Origin of the sequence: Thalassolituus oleivorans MIL-1, assembly GCF_000355675.1 — a bacterium.
Classification (GTDB): Bacteria; Pseudomonadota; Gammaproteobacteria; order Pseudomonadales; family Oceanobacteraceae; genus Thalassolituus; species Thalassolituus oleivorans.
In genome coordinates this window covers 1,997,137-2,021,338 of record NC_020888.1, presented here as the reverse complement: position 1 = coordinate 2,021,338, position 24,202 = coordinate 1,997,137, and the positions used below count along the sequence as shown (strand labels likewise).

Here is a 24,202-nt window from a genome sequence, read left to right as displayed (position 1 = left end):
TCGATGGACTAGAAAGATCCATAAGAAATCGGGCTGTGAATCCTTACTTGAGTATTCGGGCGTTGACCTTGTAGTGAGTGAGCGGGGGCGCTCTTATCACCACTTAAACCACTTTCAACCTGATCGATATGCCCACCTTTTGCTAAAAAGGCTTCGATATCCTTTTGTAGTTGAGTACGGCGGTCTTCTAGCTGCGCTTGGGGGTGCTTTTTAGATGCCATGTGCAATCTCCATGATTGAGTTGAGATTTACTTGTATCATATCTGAATTAGTTTTGTATATGTTTTGTATAGGTATATTTGTATTGTGGTTAACTAGAAGGGGCACAGCATAAAAATCCAGAGCAACGGCCGCCTCGAGCCATTAGCAGTCCGGAATGACTTGCGTTATACTCCGCAGCCTTAAATTTTCACGTTATCTACCTTTATAAGTGGGTGACATTGGTCTGTGGCTCGGTTGAAATCCGAGCCCCTTGATTGAGGCGAAACAATGACTGATTACGTTCAGAAGGGTGGCATTCAAGTTGCTCGTGAGCTTTACGATTTCGTAAACGACAAGGCAATTCCTGGTACTGGTATCGATGCAGAGAAATTCTGGTCTGAGTTCGATGTATTAGTTAACGAATTAGCGCCAAAAAACAAAGCCTTGCTTGCTAAGCGTGATGATCTTCAAGCTAAGATCGACGCCTATCACACCGAACGTAAAGGGCAGCCGCACAATCACGCTGAATACAAAGCGTTCCTGCAAGAAATCGGTTATTTGCTACCTGAAGGCCCAGCTTTCGAAGCTGAAACTGCAAGTGTAGAGCCTGAGATCGGTCAAATGGCTGGTCCTCAATTGGTTGTGCCTGTTATGAATGCGCGTTTTGCACTGAACGCTGCCAATGCGCGTTGGGGCTCTCTATACGATGCACTGTACGGCACGAACGTTATTTCTGAAGAGAACGGTGCTGAGAAAGGCAAAGGCTACAACAAAGTACGTGGTGATAAAGTTATCGCTTATGCTCGTGGCTTCTTAAATGATGCTGCGCCGTTGGCGTCGGGCGATCACGTTGGTAGCACCAAATACGCAATTGAAGCAGGCAAGCTAGTGGTTACATTAGCCGACGGCTCAACAACTGGCTTGAAAGACGCTTCTCAGCTAGTTGGCTTTAACGGCGACATGGCTGCTCCTACGTCAATTTTATTGAAGAACAATGGCCTGCATTTTGAAATTCAAGTAGACGCTTCTACTCCTGTTGGTTCTACTGATACCGCGGGTATTAAAGACGTATTGATGGAAGCGGCTTTAACCACCATCATGGATTGCGAAGACTCAGTTGCTGCGGTAGATGCGGCAGATAAAGTTGTTACTTATGGCAACTGGCTGGGCTTAATGAAAGGTGATTTGGCAGAAGAAGTTTCTAAAGGTGGCCAGACTTTCACTCGTACCATGAACCCTGATCGCGAGTACATGGGCTTGAACGGTGAAACCGTTAAGCTGAAAGGTCGCTCGATGCTGTTCATCCGTAACGTTGGTCACTTGATGACTAACCCTGCAATTTTGATTGCTGACGGTAGCGAAATTCCAGAAGGTATCATGGACGGCATGATCACTACTTTGATCGCTATTCACGATTTGAAAGGCAATGCGCCATTCCAGAACTCAACTGCGGGCTCTGTAAACATCGTTAAGCCAAAAATGCACGGTCCTGAAGAAGTTGCATTTGCTAACGAGTTGTTCGGCCGTATCGAAGACGCACTTGGCTTGCCACGCTTCACTATGAAAGTGGGCATTATGGATGAAGAGCGTCGCACCACGGTTAACTTGAAAGAGTGTATCCGCGCCGCCAAAGACCGCGTAGTGTTCATTAATACTGGTTTCTTGGATCGTACTGGTGACGAAATCCATACTTCAATGTTGGCGGGTCCTTTTGTACCTAAGACCACGATGAAGCAGCAGACTTGGATCAATGCTTACGAAAACTGGAACGTTGACACAGGTTTAGAAACTGGCCTGCAAGGTCGTTCGCAGATCGGTAAAGGCATGTGGCCAATTCCAGATGAAATGGGTCAAATGATGGAACAGAAGATTGTTCATCCTAAAGCGGGTGCGAACACGGCTTGGGTTCCATCACCAACAGCCGCTACTTTGCACGCAATGCATTATCACTTGGTTGATGTATTTGCCGTTCAAAATGAATTGAAGAGCCGTGAACACGCGTCTGTCGACGATATCTTGACTATCCCACTGATGACTGCTGAACAAGCCTCTGCATTGACTGCTGAACAGGTTCAGAAAGAAATCGACAACAACTGCCAAGGTATCTTAGGTTATGTTGTTCGCTGGGTTGATGCAGGTGTTGGTTGCTCAAAAGTACCTGATATCAACAACGTAGGTTTGATGGAAGACCGTGCGACACTGCGTATCTCTTCTCAGCACATCGCTAACTGGTTAGAGCACGGTATCTGTACTCGTGCGCAAGTTGAAGATGGCTTGAAGCGTATGGCTGTTGTGGTTGATGGTCAGAATGCTAATGATCCAGCTTACATTGCGATGGCGCCTGGTTTTGATGGTATTGCCTTCCAAGCTGCGTCAGATTTGATATTTAAAGGCAAAGAGCAACCTAGCGGTTACACTGAGCCATTGCTACATGCATACCGTCTAAAGTTCAAAGCTGCGCAGTAATTTGTAAGGCTCTTGACCTTCTTAGACAAAAACCCGGCAACTGCCGGGTTTTTTTATGTAAAATCGTCGTAAACAGAACACTATTCGCTATTCTGTGTCATAGGCATAGTTACAATGAACTCAGTCATAATGAGTAAAAGAATAATATGAAATCAATCTCACGCTTAACCTTGTTGGCCCTAGCCGCCGCTCTCGTCACCTCATGTAGTGGTAATTCCAGTTCAACAAAAGGCGGTACTGTCGACGACAACACATTTCTAACTGGTTACGTCGGCGCTAGTGATATTAGCTTATCGAAGGTGCATGCTGTGCCTCTGGATTATGAGGGGCAGCCGGATACCGAGGTAGATGCCAACGGCAACGTCAGCTTCAAGGGGCAAGTAACGACCAGCTCGCTTACCACTGGGTTTTATCAAGTTAACTTGGCAACATCTTATGTCGGTGCGCCGCTTATTTTGATTGCTGAAAACAAAGATGGACGAACTACTTACAAATGTGAGTTGGTTGATGGTTGCGGTGCTGTAGCCTACAAGGGTGATGTGCCATTGGATACGGATTATCAAATTCGTGCGGCGGTAGGTGAGTCACTTGAAGCTATGCGGGTGAACATCAATTGGATTACCGATTTGGCCAGCTCACTCGCAACCACTGTTTATATTGATGCTAATGGCGATAACACGACCGATACTGAGAAGACGGGTTTTTATTCGGAATACTCTATCGAGATTGCTAATTTACATGTATCAGAAATGTTTGGTATTAGCGATATTATTTCGGCGACTCCTATTTCCCCGGCGAGTTTAGCATTCGAAACAACTCTGGCGAGTTCAATGCTGGAAGAAGGGATAATGTACGGCGCTTATGTGGCAGCTGTGCAAAAACTTGCTGTGGATCGTGATATTGATTATTACGCAGCTGTAAATTTAGTTCTCGAAGAGTTTCTGCTGAATCAAGGTCAGATTTTCCAGAAAAATACTGCGAGCAGTGAAGTGTCACTGTACGAGTTAACAGAAGCGGCTGCAGACATACTCGACGCCAACATTGCTTATCTAGAATCCGTAAACACGATTGTTCCTGCGGAAGCTGATCGTGCAAGTACCTTGTTGCGTAATCGTGCTGCTAGTTTTATTGATGGTGAATTAACTGCTGTCCAAATTGATGTGCCAGAATCACTCGCGTCTTGGCAAACCAGCTTGGAGAAATCAAAGACATTTATTACAGACCTTAATAAACGTTTCTTGAACTTTAAAGGTGATAATCCGAATGAGGTTAGTTTTATTGATGGCGGTTATGCTGACTCTTTAGAGCTTTATTATGATGGTTACACGAATGTTTATAATGCTATTTCTCCACAATTAGACGCTGTGTTACAAGATGTTCGTGACGGTATTTCTTATTATCTCGATTGTCTCAATAGCTCGACCACCTGCGCTAGTTCTACGACCACTAATGGTCGTTCCCTAGTATATTCTGCGAGTGATAAGACGGTATCTATAAGCGGTACATTAACCCTGTCTTATGATGCTTTAGACACGGGTAGTATTGTTGAAAACTCAATTACAACCTATTTGGCATTTGACGTTTATACCGAGGGCTTCTTAGCATTAAATGCAACTGCTACAACGGATGCTACTAACGTAACGTTCGATACATCAACTAACTCGATCGATGTTGAAGAGCGTCCGCATTTCCGTTTAATTTACAATAGCCATTATGAAGTGCCTCCAGCATTTTCTACTGATGAGGCAGGCGGTATAGACGTTGCTTGGCCTTCGGTGAAACTTAATGTCGCCATTAATGATGAACCCCATGAAGTAGAAGTTCTATTTGAGACCAGCTTGTTTGGCGTTTCTGACCCATATGATTCTGCAGTTGAGGTTCATTATAACCCTACAGCAGTAGTTTTTTGGTTGCGATCTAGCGGTGAGGATTTAGGCGAAATTTCCAATAGTACTGGAGGGACGTCTACTCTACAAAATTACACAAGCTTGATAATGGAGGCGTCTACTGTAAACGGAAACGTTTATTATGCCGATTCTAAGTGGCCGGAATTCAGTAATCTTTTCATTAAGCGCCCAGAAAGTGCTCTGGTTACAAATGTATCTGATTTAGCTACTTTCTACCGCTCGACGGAACAAGTAACGACTGATACAGGCGCTACCGACTCGACTTCTGATGATACTGTTGAAACGGCGGAATATATCGATATTGCCATTGCAGGCGGAAGTATTGGACGCTATAGGATCTTTCCATATAACGCCAGCTTAGACGCCAGTAATCTCCAGATTTGTACTATGTCCGATACCGCTGACATCACCGCACGAGAGGAACTCGCTTGTGGTTCTATTACCCGAGTCGGAGGGATAACTAATCTCGATGATTTCTTGCAGTTGCAATTTGAGGGAGGCGTACTTGACTATCACGAAGTGGCAGCTCAGGGGGGCTACAAAATTACGTTGCCTACGGACGCTGATGGTTTGCTTATTCCATTTGCAGAAGATGTTGAAGTTGCCTTCGATGGTGTATTAGAAAACACCTATCAGCTCGGGATTGGAGCATTGTATTTAACAGCGACCGCGAATTACGTTACTGACGTAGAAAACCGAGAGCTGACACCGACGATTTTAGACACGTCATTAATTCGTAAAGTTAAAGATTATTTCGAAGTAACCACAGTCTTTGGTTATGACTACGATTATATTTTATCGAATATCCCTACGGGAGCTAACGCCCAAAGTTTTAATATTTCTTATCTTGTTGAGTATTCAGAAACGTCAAATGTGAATATCGAGGTGGGATCACTGGTTGTTTTGCGTAGCGGAGTCACCTTATTTGGTGCTGCAGAGTCGATAGGGTTGCTTTCAACATCTCGTGTTGAGTACAGCGTTGGCGATACCAACAATGCGTGCGGCGCCTACAATCGCGATGAATTAGTATCTGGCGATGATTGCGAGGCGGTTGCCTATTTGCGCTATCGCGGTTCGCTGATGGCAACGATCCGTGAAGAGCGTCCGGGTGTTTATATCGTTCGTTACGTTGATGGTACTTGGATTATGCTTGGTGAGAGTTAATATCACTGCTGGGCTGTTTCTATGTGCGAGTTGTATAGCCCATGCCGACGGTAGGATATACAGTTACTTGGATGTAGAAGCTAGCTCAGAGCCTGTTCCAATTGGCGATATGATCGATGGTTGGGATAGTACTTTCAAAAGCGGCGATTATGCCTATGCCAACGCATCGGCAGTGATTGGTGTTGATGTAAACAGTTGGATATTAGAACGAGAAACTCGTTGGTATTACTATTTGACATTTAGCCCAGATACGGCGGCTTGGTACCGAGATTTAGATCAAGGAAATGAGCGTACATCCCAAGATCAAATAGAGCTCAGTGCTAAAGTCCTAGAGGCTCAAGGATTGCGCTTTGGCCATCGATTTGAAGGCGAGCGCTGGCAGATGACACCAAAGTTGGCTGTTTATAAAGTTGGTCATTTTCAGTTTGGTCAATTAAACGGTGTGTCATTTGATGGTACGGGGCGTAATGTTTCAGTAGAGCTCAATTCATACTTTGATGAAGATAAGGTTCTAAACTATAAAGCCGATGTGCCGGAAGGTACTGGGGTGAGTTTGTCTATTGCTGGTGATTGGCAAATTACTGATCAATGGGCAGTGGATTACGAATTCAATGATTTGTTTAATCGCTGGGTGTTCGAGGATGCAGCTTTTAATAAAGGGTGTGTTAACCTCGGTAGTGTTGACGAAACAGTGTGCACCAGCAGTAGCTCAGCTTCCGGTCGATCTGGTCAAGAGAGGTTAGTTGAGACCATCCCTGTCACCAGCAAAGCAAGACTTATTTACCAACCACTAGGATTAGCTCTCGCAGGGACCATGCATGGTCGTTATGAGCGTTTGAGTCTCGCTAAGTTTTGGTCGTTGGATAAAATTGATCTTGGTGCATCGATATACAGCACCAATCAATTCGGTCTGCATGTTCATAATCGCTACTTTCAGCTTGATGTGATTTCTGATGATCGGCGTATTCATTACGCTCGTGATGCCGAAGTAACTCTCGGTGTTAGCTTGCCTTGGTAGGGCTGTCGTTTAATACTCAGACATGAGGCACTGGTAACGCCTGCGGTTTTATCCAAAATCCGCTATCATGCGCCTTCAAAATATTTCCACGGATACGGCATGTACCTCGAGTACTTTGGTTTTCAACGGCTACCTTTTACGATCGCTCCAGATCCAGAATTCTTATTCCCATCGCAAGGGCATCAGGAAGCCTTGGCGCATCTTAGTTATGCTCATACGGGGCACGGCGGTTTAATTTGTTTAACGGGTGAAGTGGGCGCGGGTAAGACGACATTGTGCCGCGCTTTTATGCAACAGTTGCCAGAGCATACACATCTTGCCTACATTTTTAATCCACAATTATCACCGCTTGAATTGCTGCAAAGTTTATGTGACGAATTGGCGGTTGAATATACCGAAGATGCTACTCTGAAATCCTTGTACGCTGTTCTCAACGAAGCTTTGTTGCGTTGTTACGCTAAGCGCCATCGTGTTATCTGCGTTATTGATGAAGCCCAGTGCATGCCTGCTTCTTTGTTGGAACAAGTAAGGCTGCTGACCAATTTAGAAACAGACAAAGAAAAATTACTTACGTTAATTTTGGTAGGTCAACCGGAGTTGCGTGATATTTTACAGCGATACGACTTACGCCAGTTAAATCAGCGTATTACGGCTCGCTATCATCTGAATTTATTATCGTTGGCTGAATGTCGCGCATATTTGGATCACAGAGTCCAATGCGCACGCCGAACACTTGAACCTGAATCAGTATCTTTATTTGATGCCGCTGCAGTAAAGGTTATTTGGCAAGCTAGTCGGGGAGTGCCACGTTTAATCAATAGCTTGGCAGATAGGAGCTTACTTGGCGCATACGCTTCGAGTAAAGCACTGGTTACCCGATCTATCGCGAATCAGGCTGTGCGTGAAGTGTTAGGAGACCCGCAAAAGAGTGCATCAGTGACTCAATCGTCGCCATTTCGATTTAAAACCGTCATCGGTACTTTACTCCTTCTCTTATCGTTAGTGGGTTTAGCGGCTGGCGTTTATAGCCAGCGAGATACGATCAATAAAATGATTACTGGTCTGAATCCAACCAACGATCCGATTAAAATGCTTGCTCAATCTCAAGGCGTAAATGCTGAAACTTGCATCGCCATGCCAGATCTTGGCTATGAATGCCTGTGGGCAGACTGGAGTTTGCTTGAATTAAGATCATTGCAGCAACCGACAGCCGTACGCAGTCTTAATCGTGGTTGGGTGCTATTAGATGCCAGTGTTACTGACTATACAGGAGAAGCCGTAATACTCTGGCGACGTTTAGATGGATACAGCGGTTTAGTTCGCCCTGGGCAACGTTCAGGGGTCGTTAGCTGGGTCCGTCAGAGGCTTGGAGTAACTTGGAATCAAGATTGGCAAAGCATCGGACCTGGCGGTAAGGCTGTGATCATGGACGACGATTATTATGATCCAATATTGGCAGAAGCTGTCGGTAAATTTCAGCAGGGTGAAGAACTGAAGCCTGATCGTATTATAGGTCCAAGAACTTTGTTGCATATGCAGCGCGGGGCGCAATAAGCATGTCTTATATTTTAGAAGCACTAAAAAAATCCGAAGCCGAACGCCAGCGAGAAAATACGGAAAATGTTGGTGCTCCGTATGTGCCGATTGTCGCTAAAAACATATCTGCCGGGCCATCACTGCCATGGATGCTGACAGCGTTGTTAGCCGGAATTGTATTAGCAATTATATTATTTTGGTGGGTATTCCCGCGCTACGGTTCCGCGCCAGTTAACGATAATGAAATTACTAGCGAAGTGGATCTAACGCCAACATCTATAGCGCCAATTGAGCAGTCGTTAACGGTTCAAAACGAGGAGGCGTTGAGCGTCGAAACTTCTGCAGACGTTGAATTGCCAGCTCCTAATGCGGTGATTTTAGCAACGCAGAAAGAGCCTGATACGGTTCGTGTTTCTGGATTAGCAGACAATGTTGGTGAAAAACCTCGATCATTACCACCCATTGAAGTATTGCAGCGACTACCAACATTAGAAATCAGCGGTCATCTCTACAGCTCGATTCCAGAAAATCGCAGTGTAACTATGAATGGTAGAGATTGGAGTGAAGGTGATTTGATCGTGCGCGGAGTTTATCTTAAAGAAATTACGGCCAGCGGTTTACTGTTAGATGTCGAAGGCTGGCCTCTGCATATTGGCCGCAGTCGGGGATGGCAGGCCTTACCAGATGTTAGGTAAAGAAACGAAAGAGCGCATTCAAGCCTTATATCGCGAGTGTATCACCGCCTTAGATTTGCGTCCTAGGTATGGCCAGCGTGTAATGATCGCTGAAATTGCTAAATCGTTAGGCAGCATTCACGAAGATGAAAAAGGTGCTCGTGATAACGATGCCGGAATTGTTGTTGTAGAAGCAGGAACGGGTACTGGTAAAACGCTCGCGTATTTATTGGCTGCACTTCCAATTGCAATTGAACGTGAAAAAAAGTTACTTATTTCCACGGCGACAGTAGCGTTACAAGAACAAATATTAGATAAAGATTTACCCGCATTAAAAAAACACCTTTCCATGCCCTTTAATTTCGCCTTGGCGAAAGGACGTGGGCGTTATTTGTGCATCGTCAAGCTTGATAAGGCGCTGCAGCATTTATCAGGTATGTTGGCGACGATTGATTTATTCGAACAAACACCGGAAGAAAAAGATAAAGATCTATATGAGTCTATGCTTGCGTCTTATGGTCGTGGAGATTGGGATGGTGATCGTGATCGCTGGAAAGATGAAATTGAAAATGGTCAGTGGAGTCATTTAACCGCTACTCATAGAGAGTGTTCCAATCGCCGTTGTCCCCACTTTCAGAACTGTGCTTTTTATAAAGCGCGCAATGCTATGGACGAAGCCGACGTTATCGTCGCTAACCATGATCTAGTGTTGTCCGATTTATCGTTAGGTGGGGGCGCAGTGTTACCCGCACCAGATAGAACCATTTATGTATTTGATGAAGGTCATCACCTAGCCGATAAAGCGTTAAATCATTTTCGTTTGGATATGGGAATCCGTTCTCAGCGTCAATGGTTAAAGCAACTTGAAAAGGCGCTAGAGCAATTTATCGCAGCGGCCGGTATTCCGCATTCTATGATGCATTCTCTGCGTGAAGCCCCGGCACAAATACAAGAATTGAGTCAGAATATAAGCCTAATTTGGCCGCTGGTTATGGATATGATTGGCGACCAAGATAGATTGCGTTTCGAGTTTGGTCGCACACCAGAAACTTTACGGGGATTGTTAACAAATTTAAAAGGGCCGTTGCAGCCTTTATTGTTATGTTTAGATAAGCTTAACGACGCCTTACAAAAATCACTCGACCCTAAGGAAGAAAGCGAATTCGGTCGTGATATTGCTGAGTCTTGGCAGGCCCCGATGGGAATGATGTTTGCTCGTGCCGAACAGATGTCAGAAGCACTTTCCTGGCTTAGCGCTGAAGAGGCGGAAGGGCAGTTACCCATAGCGCGCTGGTTAAGCAAAACGCCTTTTGGTGAAGATTGGGATATTGTGATGAGTGCTTCCCCCATTGCAGTTGCCGATCAGTTACGCAAAAATTTATGGTATCGGTGCTATGGTGCGGTAGTGACCTCTGCAACTTTAACGGCATTAAATAGTTTTAATAACTTACGTTGGGAGTCAGGTTTGCCAGATTGGGCGAATTACCAGCGAGTGGCCAGTCCATTTAATTATCCTGAATTGGGCGAAATACAAGCCGTACAGTTAAAGTCCGATCCTAAAAGTGAGCAGTTTCAAGATGATGTTCAAGATTGGCTAAAAGAAAATATTAATTTGGAAGTGGGGACTTTAGTTTTATTTTCATCGAGATTACAGCTAGAGGCGACACGGGATTATTTTCTTCGGGATTGGTATGACCAATTGTTGTGTCAGGGTTTTTTACCCAAGGCAGAAATTGTACGCCGTCATAAAGCAAAAATTGATGATGGCAAAGGCAGTGTTATTTTCGGCTTAGCTAGCTTTGCCGAAGGTATCGACTTGCCGGGCGATTATGTAACGCATGTGGTTATTGCGAAAATTCCATTTGCTGTACCTAACGATCCAATACAAGCAGCAACAAGTGAATGGCTAGAAAGTAATGGGCGAAATCCATTTATGGAATTAACTCTGCCGGCGGCATCTATTCGCTTGATTCAGGCGTGTGGACGATTGATTCGTAAAGAGGATGACCGTGGAAGAATTAGCATATTAGATAAGCGTTTGTTGTCGCATCGTTACGGTAAGTTGCTGTTGGATTCGCTACCGCCTTTTAAACGAATACCTTAATGCTTTTCAGATAGACATAAAAAAACCGCCATCGGCGGTTTTTTTATGCTCATTGAAGAGCTGTCTTATGCGAGCTTTTCCGCCACTTCCCCGGCAGGGATCTCGCGCACCATCAGGAGGTGTTCGGTTAAATACTTTAATAATGTATCTGCTTGCTTTAGATCGCGTTGGATCAATAAGCAGCGCAACGTTTTCTTTTCACGACCCAATATGCGTACGTGATACGCAGCACCTGTTTCAGGAATCTCCAAATACAGTTGATCGTCAGCTTCTGATAAAGCTAAATCCACATGGATTTGTTCTAGTTCACAACCGCTAAAGTTAATGTTCTGGATGCGAACAACATGCTCTTTACCTGTTGAGCGATCAATTAAGCGATAAGGTTGTTCTAGTGGACGGTGACGCCCCTGTAGTCGTTGATTGCCGTGATCATAGGCTTGCGGATCATATATTTCGATGCCGTCGATGCCTTTCAAATCATCACCACGCATGAAGCGATGAACCAGCTCCATAGAAGACTCTTTCTGTTCGAATTGCGCTAAGTGATCAGCATTGCGGATGACCGCAAACGTACCGTTGACACATTGGCGTGCCACCGCTGCGTTTTCTTGTGGCAGAGTGAAATTGTCGTATTCACCCGTTGCGATCAATGTTTCGCAAGTAGGGAAAGACTTAAATCCACCGAAACGTAATAAACGACGAGTGTTCTGCGCATAACGCTGACGCTCGTTGTCGTCTAAGCGAGCGATCTGGCGGAATAATAGGCGACGATAAGTGGGTCCAACCGCGGTTTCTTCTAAGCGGTTGTGATTAATCAAATTGCAGACAGCGGTAGTTGCGAAGGCGTTCATATCGCCAGATTCAAGCAAGCCTACCGAATCTTCAAGTAGCGTAATTAAACTCTCGCGACGGAAGCAAGTAATACCCGAAATCAGTAAGCGTTCAATCATATTTGGATAAGCAGCAGCGAACAGGGTAGCCATTGCTGACCCATAACTCACACCCATTAGCTGAACTCGTGCCACACCTTGGGCGTTAAGAAAGCCCGCAATAAGATCGGCAAAATCTTCCATATTTAGTTCAGGCGCTAACTGATCGTTGCTACCTTGAGACGGGAAGTCAGCCAAAATTACAGGGTGAGTGGTGATAATCTGTTCAACTTCATTTCTAAATGAAGTGAAGCTTTGGAATGCACCGCCCAAAAACATAACTGGCGACTTATGCATGTTGCCCGGACTTGCGAAGGCAAGAAACTGGACCTTGTAGCCATCAATCATCTGTACTGATGGAGTGGCTTTTAATTCTGCTGGAGAAAACGTAGAGAACTGCATAACACAATCGACTCTTTTATTCTTATAGTTCAACTACTCTACCCCAGTTATAGACAAATAACCATAGTTGTATGTTTTCTTTACGAATTACTTAGAAAGTTATAACTACTTGATTTTATTGGTTATTTTTTTGATTTGGCCGTATTTTCCAGACAAATGGCGCCAAAAGTGATGTCTAGTTCAACTTAATTTCTTGGTGCATTCATCTGGAATGTAATTCCTTCAGGGGTCACATTAACACCAAATTCCCCATTGGGTGTAGTGAAGGATTGCGCTGGGATTCCGTTGGCATTTGGTATTTGTAATTGGAATCCTTGTGAGCCCGAGTTGGAGCTAATCCCTGATTCTGGATTCAGTGTAGTGCCCGTTGGGAACTGCAATGTGCTGTAGTCTATTGGTGCTCCGTCTGGCAAGCCTAATACAGCGCGCAGGTTATCTTCGCGAGCCAGTTTGTTAGGGTCCATATTTGGAGTAGCGAAGTCGTATGAGGCTCTGGCATTTAGATCATTAGCTTGCTGATCAGTAATGGTCAGATTTTGTTGTTGCTCAATCAGGGCAAACGAATCCATCTCGCCATCGAGTGTTTGTCCTTCGGAAAAATCTTCTTCTAGGGGAGACACACGAATAAGTGTGCGCTTCTCGTTGGCTGGTACTGGCGCTTTCTTTCTGACGATGACAGTGGTGTCTTTAATGTACTCCTCCGTCATTTCTTCAGGTGGAATCTCAACAATTTCGGCTTGAACGGCATTGAAGCCGAAACCGGTAAGAATAGAGAAGCAAATGGTCGCTGATGTTTTCATGATGAGATCCCCTGACTGGTTCCTACAATCCTAGTGAAATCAGCCTGAATCACAAGGCGCAATGCGACACAAGTGTGTGGCCATTTGTGCCTATCGTGCAACTGTGTTCGAGAGTCTTGTAGCGGTTTGTAACTGGAAGCTCAGTACTCTGTATCGCGAATCTCTAATTTTTGTTGCACTGCTTGGCCCTAAGTGTCGATTATTAGGCTGTAGTCGGGCAATATGGCGTCCTATTTTCGCCACTGTGTAGTCTTTTTTATGGCACGTATCTCTTCATCCTTACCGTTATGGATTGGTTTGCGTTATCTATCCGCAAAACGTCGCAATCATTTCATTTCATTCATTTCGCTATCGTCCATGATAGGAATGACCTTAGGCGTAGCAGTACTCATCTTAGTGTTATCGGTGATGAATGGCTTCGACCACGAACTACGTGAACGTATTTTGGGCATGGTGCCACATGCTGTGCTCTATGAGCGTGGCGGTGTTCAAGACTGGCAAGTTCTGGCTACTCGTGTTGAAGGCTTTCCCGGTGTCGCTGCTGCGGCTCCGTTAACACGTCTACAAGGTATGTTGGGTTACGGCGGGCGAGTGCAGGGGGTTATGATCACAGGAATCGACCCAGCTGTAGAAGCGCGCGTATCTATTCTTCCAGATCATATTACCGACGGCACGCTTGAAAGCCTGCAGCCGGGCTCATACGGTGTTGTACTCGGTGAATTGCTCGCTCAACATTTAAATGTGATTGTCGGCGATAAGATCACCTTAATGTTACCTGAAGCTACTCTGTCGCCAGCGGGTGTGCTCCCACGCATTAAGCGCCTGACGGTTACCGGCATATTTTCAGTGGGTGCCGAGTTGGATGCCAGTTTGGCTGTTATCAACTTGGAAGATGCTCGTCGCCTGGGACGTTTAGATTCACAAGCTCAAGCCTTACGTATTCGCTTCAACAACTTGTTTGATGCACCGCAAGGTGTCTGGGAAATCGTAAACGAGCTGGATGGTTACTTCAGCGCTAGCGATTGGACTCGTACCCACGGCAATCTATTTCAAGCGATTAAGTTAGAGAAAACCATGATTGGTTTATTGTTGCTCATCATTGTTGCGGTGGCAGCGTTTAATATTATTTCTACGCTTGTCATGGTGGTTACGGATAAACAAGCTGACATTGCTATTTTGCGCACGATGGGTGCCAAACCCTCAACCATCATGGGAATCTTCATGGTGCAGGGGTTGTCGATTGGTATTGTCGGCGTGGTTCTAGGAACAATACTCGGAATTATTGGTGCGCTTACCATCGCGGATATCGTTGCGTGGGTCGAGCACGCGTTTAACTTTCAAATTTTAAGTGCAGAGGTCTACTTCATCTCGTATTTGCCATCGCAGTTGCAGTGGTTAGATGTCGCCATTGTTACCTCAGCGTCTTTATTGTTGAGCTTCTTTGCTACCTTGTACCCATCTTATCGCGCATCCCGTGTGCAGCCTGCGGAGGCCCTTCGCTATGAGTAATTCTCCGATTGTTCTCTCGGCTCGTGGGTTGCGCAAAACCTACACCTCGGGTCCTCAGCACGTTACCGTTTGGGAAAACGTCGATCTCGATTTGTACGCCGGTGAATCCATCGCCATTGTTGGTGCATCAGGTAGCGGAAAAACGTCATTGCTTAATGCACTTGGTGGCCTCGATTCTGTGGATGCGGGCGCTATTGAAATTGCTGGTCACAAGCTCAACGACTTGAACGATAAGCAAAGAACCCAGTTGCGCAATAGTGATATCGGTTTTGTGTATCAATTTCACCATTTGCTGCCAGAGTTCACGGCATTAGAAAATGTGATGTTGCCGCAGTTGATTGCTGGGGTTTCCCGCAGCGATGCTAAAAAGAGAGCGGAAGAATGTTTGGCCCAGCTCGGCTTGGCAGCGCGTGGATCGCACAAGCCGGCAGAGTTATCGGGGGGCGAACGTCAACGTACAGCCATTGCTCGTGCTCTGGTTAATAAACCAAAACTGGTTTTACTTGATGAACCAACCGGTAACCTCGATCAAGATACCGCCAAGCAGGTTGAGCTTGTGATGGATGAGCTTAGAAATTCTGTTGATACTGCTTTTGTGACCGTCACTCACGATATCGAATTAGCAGGGCGCATGCAGCGACGTTTTCGCTTACTGGATAAGCAACTACACATTCTATGAGGCTGTTAGTACTGAGCTAAATACGAAGATAGAACTAAGCCACTGCAAAGTCAGTGGCTTTTTTTTGACCGAGATTTTATATCTATGGGGTTGGCGGGGTATCACTGTTTTGGCGGCGCTCGCGGTTGAGCTTACGTTTTTTCCAGTTGCTAGCGACGTGCATGCGCCAAGCGAGCTGGATCGACAAATAACCACTGACCGCCAAGACGATTCCAACGGTGAGCGAGCCAACGAACAGTGGAATCCAGATGGCAGTAAGTTCGTTTAAAGCCCAGTCGAGCGATAGCTCAATATGGAAATCACCAGGCGGGGTCCCTAGCATCAAAGCACCAAGAAGGTAGGTGCCGTAAAAAATAGGTGGAATGGTAATCGGGTTGCTTATCCACACTAAGCCCATGGATATGGGTAAATTGGCATTGATGTAGAAAGCAAAAAAAGCGGCGATGCCCATTTGGAAAGGCAGCGGCAAGAACGCTGTAAATAGTCCGATTAAAAATGCTCGTGCGACGGCGCGCCGATTGATATGCCAAAGATTTGGCTTGCTAAACAACGGCGACAGGAATTTTAGCGACGGATTTCCCCTAACTTGCTCGGGCGAGGGGAAAAGCTTCTGTAAAAATTTTTTAGGCATGCCTATCGCCGCTGGAAAATCGCGCGGTGATTATGCCGGTATAGCCATGGAGTGGCAATGTATCTCATCATTCTCTTTACGATTGCAGGCCTTATATTTGGGGTTTTGCTAGCGCCGAGCCAGTTAATCTATTTATGGACACTTAGTTGTTGTGCATCAGCTGCATGGATTGCTTTACGTCTTCTCAACCTGTGGTTAGAGCGTCGGCGTAATTCATCGCCGCCGATAAAGATCAGCATAGCGTATGGGCGCATTTGTGTTGTGCTGGTTTTGTTATCGTTTGGTAGTGTTTGGAGTGCTGTTTGGTTATCGCAGCAACTCGAACATCGGCTGCCAATGAGCGCAAATGGTTCTGATATTTCTCTCTATGGCTGTATTGATCAGGTGTTAGATCGAGAGTTGGTTATACGTAACGGCGAACCTATCGTCGCTAAGTTAAAGCTGCTTTTACAGGTTGCTGAGTCACCTTATTCTCTAAGGTATGTCAGTCTTAGTTGGTATTATCCCAAGCAGAAATTATCCACCGGCCAGTGTATTCAAGCGACGGTTAGGCTGCGCTCCCCCCGTTCGTTTGCTAATGGCCTCCCGTTTGATTATGAAGCCTATTTGCTGATCCAAAGCATCGATGCCAGCGGTTATATAAAGACAATAGATACCGTGCTTGCCGATGAGCAATATTCACCTGCAATCCATCGTAATCTTTGGATCGAACAGCTCGCGAATAACATACCTTCAGGTGCATGGCCTTGGATTGCTGGCTTAGTATTGGGGGAAAAGGATGCATTCTCTACTGAGCAATGGCACTTAGCCCGCAATACCGGAACCCTACACTTACTGGTCGTGAGTGGTTTGCATGTTGGTTTGGTTGCGATCATAGCCACGCTTTTCTCAAATATCGTACTTCGTTTTATTGTATTTGTTCGCGGCCGCAGCGTGGGCTTTGCGATTTGGCTGCCGGCGCTTACTGCGATTGTGGTGTCGGGAGGATATGCTTGGCTGGCGGGCTTCGGCGTTTCGTTGCAACGTTCATGGCTGATGGTGGTCATCGCTGTGCTCATTTTTCAGTTTGGCTACCGCGCTAGACCTTTGTATCCGCTATTACTCGCACTACTACTAATGCTACTGGCTAATCCGTTAGTCATAACCCAAGTTGGATTTTGGTTTTCATTCAGTGCCGTTAGCGCCTTGGTGATTTTTTTCTCGGGTCGAAAAACGTCGTGGTTAGAGGCTGCAACGTTACCGCAGTGGGTGGTGTTTTGTGTTTGCTTACCGATAGCACTCACCTTTGGCCAGCCGGTAAGTCTGATCCATTGTTTGATTAACTTGATCGCTATCCCTGTGCTGACCTTAGCCTTGCTTCCGCTAAGTCTACTGGCATTAGCAACTCGCTGGGATTGGGCATATAGCTTGTTGGCACAAATAGGCGATTGGTATTGGTATGGCTTGGCCTTGATCGCGCCCGAGCCGAGTTCAGCTGTTTGGTGGTTAGAACCTATCCCATTAGTCTTATGGTTGATATTTCTAATCCTCTTGCGCTTGAGTGGCAACTTTATCTTAGTGATTGGGCTGTTCAGCGTGAATGTGTTCTTGCTGCTTTGCGGGGGGAAGCCTAAGCCAGATGCATTGGTAATGCTGGATGTAGGGCAAGGGCAGAGCGTGTACGTTACCAGCCACGGAAAAGCACTTGTGTTTGATACTGGGCCTGCGTTTTCTGCAACCTTTAGTGCTGGCGACGCGATTCTGCTGCCTGATCTGTTACGGCGCGGCACCAGTGAGATATCGGCACTTGTTGTTAGTCACTCTGATCTTGATCATGCCGGTGGCCTAAGTGGCGTTTTAGCTGGCCCCATACCGATAAAAACGAACTATTTTGGCCAACCGTTAGCGGCTAATCTTGGCGAATATGCTGGAGAGGGTGACGCTTCGAGCCAAGCACTATCGTGTCATCGTGATCGTTACTGGCGGGTTTACTCCACTGATTTGGCGATGCGCTTTTTTCCAATCCCTGAAGAGATACGAACAAGTGATAACGATGCCAGCTGTGTCGTGCAGGTTGTTTGGCATGGGCAACGGATTATGATTTCCGGTGATGCTAGCCAAAACGTCGAGAAGTGGTTGGTTAAAACCTACGGAAATGACCTTAAGTCGGATGTTTTAATAGTTGGCCATCACGGCAGTCGCACTAGCACAGCCGAGCTCTGGCTCGATGCGGTGCGGCCTAAACAGGCTTGGATCAGTGTGGGCTTTCAAAGCCGCTTTGGGCATCCCCATCAGGAGGTAATGGAACGATTAGCTGCGCGCGGGATCGATATCATCCGTACCGATGAACGTGGTCGTTGGCAAATGAATGCTGACGGCAGTGGAGAAGGGGCGCGCGATGGTTGGCAATTTCTATGGCGGCAGCCCTAAATTTGCTTTGTTAAATCTGGCCATACGCAACAGAGGGGCTTGTCCCTCGGCTGCCTTGTGCTAGAGTACGGCCCAAAATAACTGGCAGGAGTAGCTAGATATGCTGGAGATCATCCAGAGCGGTGGTTGGATGATGGTGCCGATTATTATCGCTTCCATCTTAGCGTTGGCCATATCCGTAGAACGGTTTTGGACCTTGCGTGCAACACAAATAGCCCCAGCGGATTTGTTATCCCGAGTATGGGGATGGATGAAGAATAAGCAGCTTGATGCGAATCGCATTAAAGAGCTGCGCGAATCCAGTCCTCTTGGTCGTGTTTTAGCAGCTGGCTTGATGAATGCGCGTAATGGTCGTCAGATCATGAAAGAAAGTATTGAAGAAGTTGCCTCTCACGAAATTCATGAGATGGAACGCTATCTAAATGCACTGGGCACAGTAGCTGCGGTTGCGCCATTGATGGGCTTATTGGGTACCGTATTCGGTATGATCCAAGTGTTTTCAGAGATTATGATCCAAGGTACGGGCCAAGCTAACGTTTTAGCCGGTGGTATTTCAGAAGCACTGATTACAACGGCAGCCGGTCTTGTTGTCGCCATTCCAGCCTTGATTTGTCATCGTATTCTTCAGCGTCGCGTTGATGAAATCGTCGTATTCATGGAACAAGAAGCCATTAAATTGGTTGACGTGTTGCATGGTGAGCGCGAAGTTTCTGATCCGGTCGAGTCACGGGAGTCTCGTGCGTGAACTTTAAGCGCCAAAGCCGTGAACAGGTAGAGGTTAACCTCACCCCTCTGATTGATATCGTCTTTCTGTTGCTGATCTTTTTTATGGTATCCACTACCTTCACTAAAGAGCAGCATTTGAATATCGATCTACCAGAGGCAAGTGCTGAAGCATCTGAACAACCGCCTGAATCCTTGGATATTTTGATCACTGCCGCTGGTGAGTATTCAGTGAATGGTCAAGGTTTAGTGAATAACCAACTCGATACATTAAAACGAGCATTAACGACCAGCTTAAATGGTCGCGAAACGGCTCCCGTTGTATTGACTGCAGATGCTAAAACGCCGCATGAAGCGGTGGTTCGTGCCATGGATGCCGCAGGTCAGCTGGGTCTTGTTAATCTCAGCATTACTACCCGTCAACCCGTAAAATCTGAGTAATTCATGTCGCAAGAACATACGGCTGGGCGTCTTTACCGACGCCTTCTGACTTACGTCTGGCCCCATCGCTTTGTTTTCGCCGTGAGTATTCTCGGCTTCTTAATGTTCGCATCTTCAGCGCCAGCGCTGGCACACTTGATGGGCGTGGTCGAAAAAACGCTACAAGCACCTACCCAAGAAAACATCATCTTTTTAGTCGCTGTCCTCTTCGGCGTTTATTTGTATCGTGGTGTCGGTACATTTTTGGGCAAGTATTTTACCGCCATTGTTGGTCGTGAAGTTGTTCATGCTCTGCGTACGGAATTGTTCGGCCGCATGTTGCGCTTACCAAGCCGCTACTATGACGGCGAATCGACCGGGCGTCTTATTTCTCGTGTTATCTTCGATGTAGAACAAGTTAATGGCGCATCAACACGGGCGTTGACGACCGTTGTACAGGAAGGTGCAACGGTTGTTTTGTTGATGGGCTATTTGATTTGGCTTGACTACACCTTAACGGGGATCTTCTTAGTGATCGTGCCGGTTATGGGGCTTTTGGTATCACTGGCAAGCAAGTTTTTTCGGCGCTACAGCCGCCGCATTCAAAAATCTGTTGGCGAAGTTACGCAAATTACCAATGAGTCGATCAGCGGTTATCGCGAGGTGCGAACTTACGGAGCAACCGAATACGAAGAAGGTCGCTTTGCTAAAGCCAGCGACAATAATCGCCGCCAAGTAATGAAGTTTGAGTTAACGAATGCCATTAGCGTACCGGTTACTCAGCAAGTTATCGCATTGGGCTTGGGCGTGATGGTGTATCTGATGTTTCAACGCGTAGCCGCTGGCAGCATGACATCAGAAGCATTTCTGCAGTTTATTACTGCCGCTTCGTTAATCGCCAAGCCTATCCGCGCATTAACTGATATCAACTCGGTCATTCAAAAAGGCCTAACCGCCGCTGAGTCTATTTTCTTGGTATTAGATGCCGATATCGAAAAAGACACAGGAACAGAAGCATTGCCACGCGCCAAAGGCGTTGTATCTTTCAAACACACCCGTTTCCGTTACGACAACGCCGCGGACGAAGCCGTGAAGGGCGTTGATTTAGATATTCCTGCAGGTACATCCGTGGCCTTTGTTGGCCGCTCCGGCAGTGGTAAAACGACATTGGTTAATCTATTACCGCGTTTTTACGAAGCCAGCGGCGGTGAAATTTTGATCGACGGGCACGATATTCAAAGTTTGACGTTGGATAGTCTGCGCGATCAAATTGCCATCGTGAGCCAGCAGGTAACTCTGTTTAATAGCTCTATTCGTGACAATATCGCCTATGGCTGTCTACAAAATAAGACAGACGAAGAAGTGCTCGCCGCAGCTAAAGCTGCCCATGCCGATGAGTTTATTCAAAAACTCCCTGAAGGCTACGCTACGCAAGTGGGCGAAAACGGCGTTATGTTATCGGGCGGTCAACGTCAGCGTATTGCGATTGCGCGCGCTATTTTAAAAAATGCCCCAATCCTGATTTTAGATGAAGCTACATCAGCGCTCGATACCGAATCAGAACGTCATATTCAGGCGGCAATGGAAGAAGTCATGAAGGGCAGAACGACCTTAGTTATTGCTCATCGCCTTAGCACCATTGAAAACGTCGATCGCATCGTGGTGATTGATAACGGCCATGTAATTGAGCAAGGCTCGCATGCCGATTTGATAAAACAAAACGGTGCTTATGCCCAGTTGCATCAATTGCAATTCAGCGAGCTGTAATGGCCGAGCGCAACGATTCTGCTGGGCTTGGTGCGCGTTTAGCAAAGCGCATCGAGCACAATTGGTACGCTCGCGCTGCCGGTAATTATTGGTTACTGCCACTCTGGCTTATATTCGTTGCAATAAGTTCGCTGCGCTTAATGCTGTTAGCGCCTTTTCGGCGACAAAAATCCGATCTTACCCCAGTGATCGTTATTGGTAATATCGCGGTTGGTGGTACAGGTAAGACACCTTTAATCACTTATCTGGTTGAGCGCGCACGCTCCTTAGGGTTACGTCCTGCGGTGGTATCGCGTGGCTATGGTGGGCATTCCGATACGTATCCATTATTGGTTAGCGACAGCACGGCGGTTGCTCAATGTGGTGACGAACCAAAACTTTTGCAACAACGCTTACAATGCCCTGTTGTGGTAGATCCCAAGCGCAGTCGTGCAGTCGCTGCTCTTAACGCTAAAGTGGATATCATTTTCAGCGACGACGGCTTACAACATTACGCCATGAAGCGCGCTGCTGAAATTGTGGTGAGTGATGTGACGCGCGGTTTTGGTAATGGCTGGCGCCTGCCGATTGGCCCTCTGCGCGAGCCTATGTCGCGGTTGCAATCGGCGGATTTACATATCGTTAATGGCTCTGATTTTATTGTCGAGCCAAGTGCCTTAATCGAAGGTACGACAGGGCGTAGCGTGCCCTTGGATTTTTTTGCTGGGCAGCAGGTGCACGCCGTAGCGGGGATTGGTAATCCGCAACGTTTTTTTACAACCTTGCGTGCATTAAACTACCAACCCATTGAACATGCCTTCCCAGATCATTACGAATTTACTGATACAGATCTGCGTTGGAATGATGATAAAGCCGTTATTATGACGGAGAAAGATTGGGTCAAATGCGCGGCTTTTAAGCGCGAAAATCAGTGGTATTTGCAGGTAAACGCGCACCCAACCGAGGCCACAAAAGCCAAGCTGGATGCGTTATTAACAAAAGTTTCAGGCGGTACAGCTACGCAATCGTAAGCTGAATGCCGCGCCAGAATTTAAGAGGATGAATTATGGATAAGCAGTTATTAAGCATGCTGGTTTGCCCGCAATGCAAAGGTAAATTGAAATACGAGCGTGAAGCTCAAGAGCTATTGTGCACGTTCGACGGTTTGGCTTTTCCGATCAAAGATGGTGTTCCTGTCATGTTAGAAGGCGAAGCGCGTCGAATGTCGGAAGAAGAAAAGCTCGATAAAGCCAATGCGGCCACTCATGTGTATGGCGATAAACCGAACGCATGATTCGAGTATTGTTTGTTTGCTTAGGTAATATCTGTCGTTCGCCAACCGCGCACGGGGTTTTACTCGAGCGCCTGCAGCAAGAAGGCTTAGCCGATAAAGTCGAAGTCGATTCGGCGGGCACTGCTGGCTGGCATGTTGGCAAACCTGCGGATGAGCGTTCGCAAAAAGCGGCTGCAGCCCGCGGGTTCGATTTATCTAAATTACGCGCGCGTCAGGTTCAGATCAGCGATTTTAGTGAATTTGACTATGTGCTGGCGATGGACGAATCCAACCTTGAAAATCTCAAGGTCTTATTGGTTCAGGCTAAAACTTCGGCCAATACATCCGCTAAAAAACTGACCGAACCCAAATTGTTTTTACGAACCTATAGCCGAAGTTACGACGAGCATGAAGTGCCTGATCCATATTACGGCGGCGACTCGGGTTTTCGGCATGTTCTTGATTTAATCGAAGATGCTTGCGATGGCTTGATCGACGATATTCGTAAGCAGCTGCGGTAAATCATTAATGACGGTGAATATTCAGCATCAAGTCGATTTAACCAGTGCCAACACACTTGGGCTTTCGGGCCGAGCAGCAGCGTTTTCGCATTACACATCGCTCGGCTCTCTAATCGAATTACAACAATCAGCTCGCGAATTAAACCTTCCTTTGCGCGTGTTGAGTGGCGGCAGCAATATTTTATTGGCGGAGCACGTCAATGCTTTGGTCATAAAACCCGCCGCAAACAATATTCGCTTAATTCGTGAAAATAATACCCACGTTTGGGTCGATGTGGATGCGGGCGTCGATTGGCATCAATGGGTATGTGCCAGTATTAATTATGGTCACGGATTAGAGAACTTGGCATTAATACCGGGTTTGGTAGGCGCAGCACCCGTTCAGAATATCGGAGCGTACGGTGTTGAAGCTGGCGACTTTATTGAGCAGCTTGTTGGATACCAACTGAGTACCCAGCAGCTGCGAGTGTTATCGGGTGAAGAATGCCGTTTTAGTTATCGGAACTCGATATTTAAGCGCGAATTAAAAAACGACTTCGTTATTATGCGAGTACGGTTTCGTTTGCAAAAACACTTTACGCCCACATTAAATTACGCACCGTTAGATCAGCTTAATGCCGATCGCCTGACCCCCGCAGAATTAATTTACACCGTTGTCGATGTGCGCAGTTCTAAACTGCCTGATCCTAAAATAACACCGAATGCCGGTTCGTTTTTTCATAACCCCGTTGTGACAGAAATATATGCCGCAGAGCTTCGCCAGCGCTTTCCAGCTATGCCTCAATATGGGCAATCCGTCGGGGTTAAATTAGCGGCAGGGTGGTTGATTGATCAATGTGGTTTTAAAGGCAAAGCCTTTGGGCCAGTGTCTATGTACGAGAAACAAGCATTGGTATTAACCACCAGTAAAGGTGCGACCTTATCCGATGTGCATAATTTGCAAAAAATAGTTCAAACCAAGGTATTTAAAACATTTGGTGTTTGGTTGGTGCCCGAGCCACAGGTATTTGATTAGTTAGCTTGCTGAATATCGAAACTAATTTGATCGTTAATAAAAAAGCCTGCGCGGTTTCCCGTACAGGCTTTTTTA

Annotated in this window: 20 protein-coding genes; 16 read left to right on the top strand and 4 right to left on the bottom strand. The window is 46.4% G+C overall.

What is annotated here, in order from left to right; translation table 11 throughout:
- Positions 1-8: 8 nt before the first annotated feature.
- The gene (locus TOL_RS09135; protein WP_015487034.1) at positions 9-221 is read right to left on the bottom strand and encodes a hypothetical protein; all 213 of its coding nucleotides are present in this window, start codon (positions 219-221) and stop codon (positions 9-11) included.
- Positions 222-489: 268 nt separating this feature from the next.
- Between TOL_RS09135 and TOL_RS09130 the strand changes: the two genes are divergently transcribed.
- From TOL_RS09130 to dinG, 6 genes are all read left to right on the top strand, one after another.
- Complete coding sequence (locus TOL_RS09130; protein WP_015487033.1) at positions 490-2,667, top strand: malate synthase G; 2,178 nt, start codon at positions 490-492, stop codon at positions 2,665-2,667.
- A gap of 146 nt (positions 2,668-2,813) precedes the next feature.
- Positions 2,814-5,738, top strand: a complete 2,925-nt coding sequence (locus tag TOL_RS09125) for a hypothetical protein (RefSeq protein ID WP_015487032.1) — start codon at positions 2,814-2,816, stop codon at positions 5,736-5,738.
- Between the two features lie 67 nt (positions 5,739-5,805).
- Positions 5,806-6,756, top strand: a complete 951-nt coding sequence (locus tag TOL_RS09120; protein WP_015487031.1) for a hypothetical protein — start codon at positions 5,806-5,808, stop codon at positions 6,754-6,756.
- A gap of 99 nt (positions 6,757-6,855) precedes the next feature.
- On the top strand, positions 6,856-8,310 hold the full coding sequence (locus tag TOL_RS18330) for an ExeA family protein (protein WP_015487030.1): 1,455 nt from the start codon (positions 6,856-6,858) through the stop codon (positions 8,308-8,310).
- Between the two features lie 2 nt (positions 8,311-8,312).
- Entirely contained in the window at positions 8,313-8,987 is a 675-nt protein-coding gene (locus TOL_RS09110; protein WP_015487029.1) for a general secretion pathway protein GspB, read from the top strand.
- Positions 8,977-11,070, top strand: coding sequence for an ATP-dependent DNA helicase DinG (dinG, locus tag TOL_RS09105; RefSeq protein ID WP_015487028.1), 2,094 nt, complete (start codon positions 8,977-8,979; stop codon positions 11,068-11,070). Before TOL_RS09110 ends, dinG begins: the two co-directional genes overlap by 11 nt.
- 65 nt (positions 11,071-11,135) lie before the next feature.
- Here dinG and TOL_RS09100 read toward each other — a convergent pair whose 3' ends face one another.
- Both TOL_RS09100 and TOL_RS09095 read right to left on the bottom strand, forming a co-directional pair.
- Positions 11,136-12,401, bottom strand: coding sequence for an alpha/beta fold hydrolase (locus TOL_RS09100; protein ID WP_015487027.1), 1,266 nt, complete (start codon positions 12,399-12,401; stop codon positions 11,136-11,138).
- A gap of 185 nt (positions 12,402-12,586) precedes the next feature.
- Complete coding sequence (locus TOL_RS09095; protein WP_015487026.1) at positions 12,587-13,201, bottom strand: hypothetical protein; 615 nt, start codon at positions 13,199-13,201, stop codon at positions 12,587-12,589.
- Positions 13,202-13,459: 258 nt separating this feature from the next.
- On the opposite strand from TOL_RS09095, the gene TOL_RS09090 reads away from it, so the two are divergent.
- A complete protein-coding gene (locus tag TOL_RS09090; protein WP_015487025.1) occupies positions 13,460-14,710 on the top strand; it encodes a lipoprotein-releasing ABC transporter permease subunit in 1,251 nt (416 codons plus the stop codon).
- A complete protein-coding gene (locus TOL_RS09085) occupies positions 14,703-15,389 on the top strand; it encodes an ABC transporter ATP-binding protein (protein WP_015487024.1) in 687 nt (228 codons plus the stop codon). Before TOL_RS09090 ends, TOL_RS09085 begins: the two co-directional genes overlap by 8 nt.
- Before the next feature lie 82 nt (positions 15,390-15,471).
- Here TOL_RS09085 and TOL_RS09080 read toward each other — a convergent pair whose 3' ends face one another.
- Positions 15,472-16,020 (bottom strand): DUF2062 domain-containing protein, encoded by a 549-nt coding sequence (locus TOL_RS09080; protein WP_041588461.1) that lies wholly within the window; start codon positions 16,018-16,020, stop codon positions 15,472-15,474.
- A 57-nt stretch (positions 16,021-16,077) separates the two neighbouring features.
- Here TOL_RS09080 and TOL_RS09075 point away from each other — a divergent pair, with 57 nt between their 5' ends.
- From TOL_RS09075 to murB, 8 genes are all read left to right on the top strand, one after another.
- Positions 16,078-18,429, top strand: coding sequence for a DNA internalization-related competence protein ComEC/Rec2 (locus TOL_RS09075; RefSeq protein WP_041588460.1), 2,352 nt, complete (start codon positions 16,078-16,080; stop codon positions 18,427-18,429).
- A gap of 100 nt (positions 18,430-18,529) precedes the next feature.
- Positions 18,530-19,174 carry a MotA/TolQ/ExbB proton channel family protein gene (locus TOL_RS09070; protein WP_015487021.1) on the top strand — a complete coding sequence of 215 codons (645 nt, stop codon included), beginning with the start codon at positions 18,530-18,532 and terminating at the stop codon, positions 19,172-19,174.
- The gene (locus TOL_RS09065; RefSeq protein ID WP_015487020.1) at positions 19,171-19,593 is read left to right on the top strand and encodes an ExbD/TolR family protein; all 423 of its coding nucleotides are present in this window, start codon (positions 19,171-19,173) and stop codon (positions 19,591-19,593) included. Before TOL_RS09070 ends, TOL_RS09065 begins: the two co-directional genes overlap by 4 nt.
- 3 nt (positions 19,594-19,596) lie before the next feature.
- Complete coding sequence (msbA, locus tag TOL_RS09060; protein ID WP_041588459.1) at positions 19,597-21,339, top strand: lipid A export permease/ATP-binding protein MsbA; 1,743 nt, start codon at positions 19,597-19,599, stop codon at positions 21,337-21,339.
- Entirely contained in the window at positions 21,339-22,349 is a 1,011-nt protein-coding gene (gene lpxK / locus TOL_RS09055; protein ID WP_015487018.1) for a tetraacyldisaccharide 4'-kinase, read from the top strand. The genes msbA and lpxK overlap by 1 nt, the downstream gene beginning before the upstream one ends.
- A gap of 35 nt (positions 22,350-22,384) precedes the next feature.
- Positions 22,385-22,612, top strand: a complete 228-nt coding sequence (locus TOL_RS09050; protein ID WP_015487017.1) for a Trm112 family protein — start codon at positions 22,385-22,387, stop codon at positions 22,610-22,612.
- Entirely contained in the window at positions 22,609-23,112 is a 504-nt protein-coding gene (locus TOL_RS09045; RefSeq protein WP_015487016.1) for a low molecular weight protein-tyrosine-phosphatase, read from the top strand. The genes TOL_RS09050 and TOL_RS09045 overlap by 4 nt, the downstream gene beginning before the upstream one ends.
- A gap of 7 nt (positions 23,113-23,119) precedes the next feature.
- Positions 23,120-24,127, top strand: a complete 1,008-nt coding sequence (gene murB, locus TOL_RS09040; RefSeq protein WP_015487015.1) for a UDP-N-acetylmuramate dehydrogenase — start codon at positions 23,120-23,122, stop codon at positions 24,125-24,127.
- Positions 24,128-24,202 lie beyond the last annotated feature (75 nt).

Coding starts and splice junctions, on each gene's coding strand:
- TOL_RS09095 (WP_015487026.1), bottom strand. CDS start 13,201: ATGAAAACATCAGCGACCATTTGCTTCTCTATTCTTACCGGTTTCGGC.
- TOL_RS09100 (WP_015487027.1), bottom strand. CDS start 12,401: ATGCAGTTCTCTACGTTTTCTCCAGCAGAATTAAAAGCCACTCCATCA.
- dinG (WP_015487028.1), top strand. CDS start 8,977: ATGTTAGGTAAAGAAACGAAAGAGCGCATTCAAGCCTTATATCGCGAG.
- msbA (WP_041588459.1), top strand. CDS start 19,597: ATGTCGCAAGAACATACGGCTGGGCGTCTTTACCGACGCCTTCTGACT.
- TOL_RS09135 (WP_015487034.1), bottom strand. CDS start 221: ATGGCATCTAAAAAGCACCCCCAAGCGCAGCTAGAAGACCGCCGTACT.
- TOL_RS09130 (WP_015487033.1), top strand. CDS start 490: ATGACTGATTACGTTCAGAAGGGTGGCATTCAAGTTGCTCGTGAGCTT.
- TOL_RS09075 (WP_041588460.1), top strand. CDS start 16,078: ATGTATCTCATCATTCTCTTTACGATTGCAGGCCTTATATTTGGGGTT.
- TOL_RS18330 (WP_015487030.1), top strand. CDS start 6,856: ATGTACCTCGAGTACTTTGGTTTTCAACGGCTACCTTTTACGATCGCT.
- TOL_RS09090 (WP_015487025.1), top strand. CDS start 13,460: ATGGCACGTATCTCTTCATCCTTACCGTTATGGATTGGTTTGCGTTAT.
- TOL_RS09050 (WP_015487017.1), top strand. CDS start 22,385: ATGGATAAGCAGTTATTAAGCATGCTGGTTTGCCCGCAATGCAAAGGT.
- TOL_RS09080 (WP_041588461.1), bottom strand. CDS start 16,020: ATGCCTAAAAAATTTTTACAGAAGCTTTTCCCCTCGCCCGAGCAAGTT.
- TOL_RS09070 (WP_015487021.1), top strand. CDS start 18,530: ATGCTGGAGATCATCCAGAGCGGTGGTTGGATGATGGTGCCGATTATT.
- lpxK (WP_015487018.1), top strand. CDS start 21,339: ATGGCCGAGCGCAACGATTCTGCTGGGCTTGGTGCGCGTTTAGCAAAG.
- TOL_RS09085 (WP_015487024.1), top strand. CDS start 14,703: ATGAGTAATTCTCCGATTGTTCTCTCGGCTCGTGGGTTGCGCAAAACC.
- TOL_RS09045 (WP_015487016.1), top strand. CDS start 22,609: ATGATTCGAGTATTGTTTGTTTGCTTAGGTAATATCTGTCGTTCGCCA.
- TOL_RS09110 (WP_015487029.1), top strand. CDS start 8,313: ATGTCTTATATTTTAGAAGCACTAAAAAAATCCGAAGCCGAACGCCAG.
- murB (WP_015487015.1), top strand. CDS start 23,120: ATGACGGTGAATATTCAGCATCAAGTCGATTTAACCAGTGCCAACACA.
- TOL_RS09125 (WP_015487032.1), top strand. CDS start 2,814: ATGAAATCAATCTCACGCTTAACCTTGTTGGCCCTAGCCGCCGCTCTC.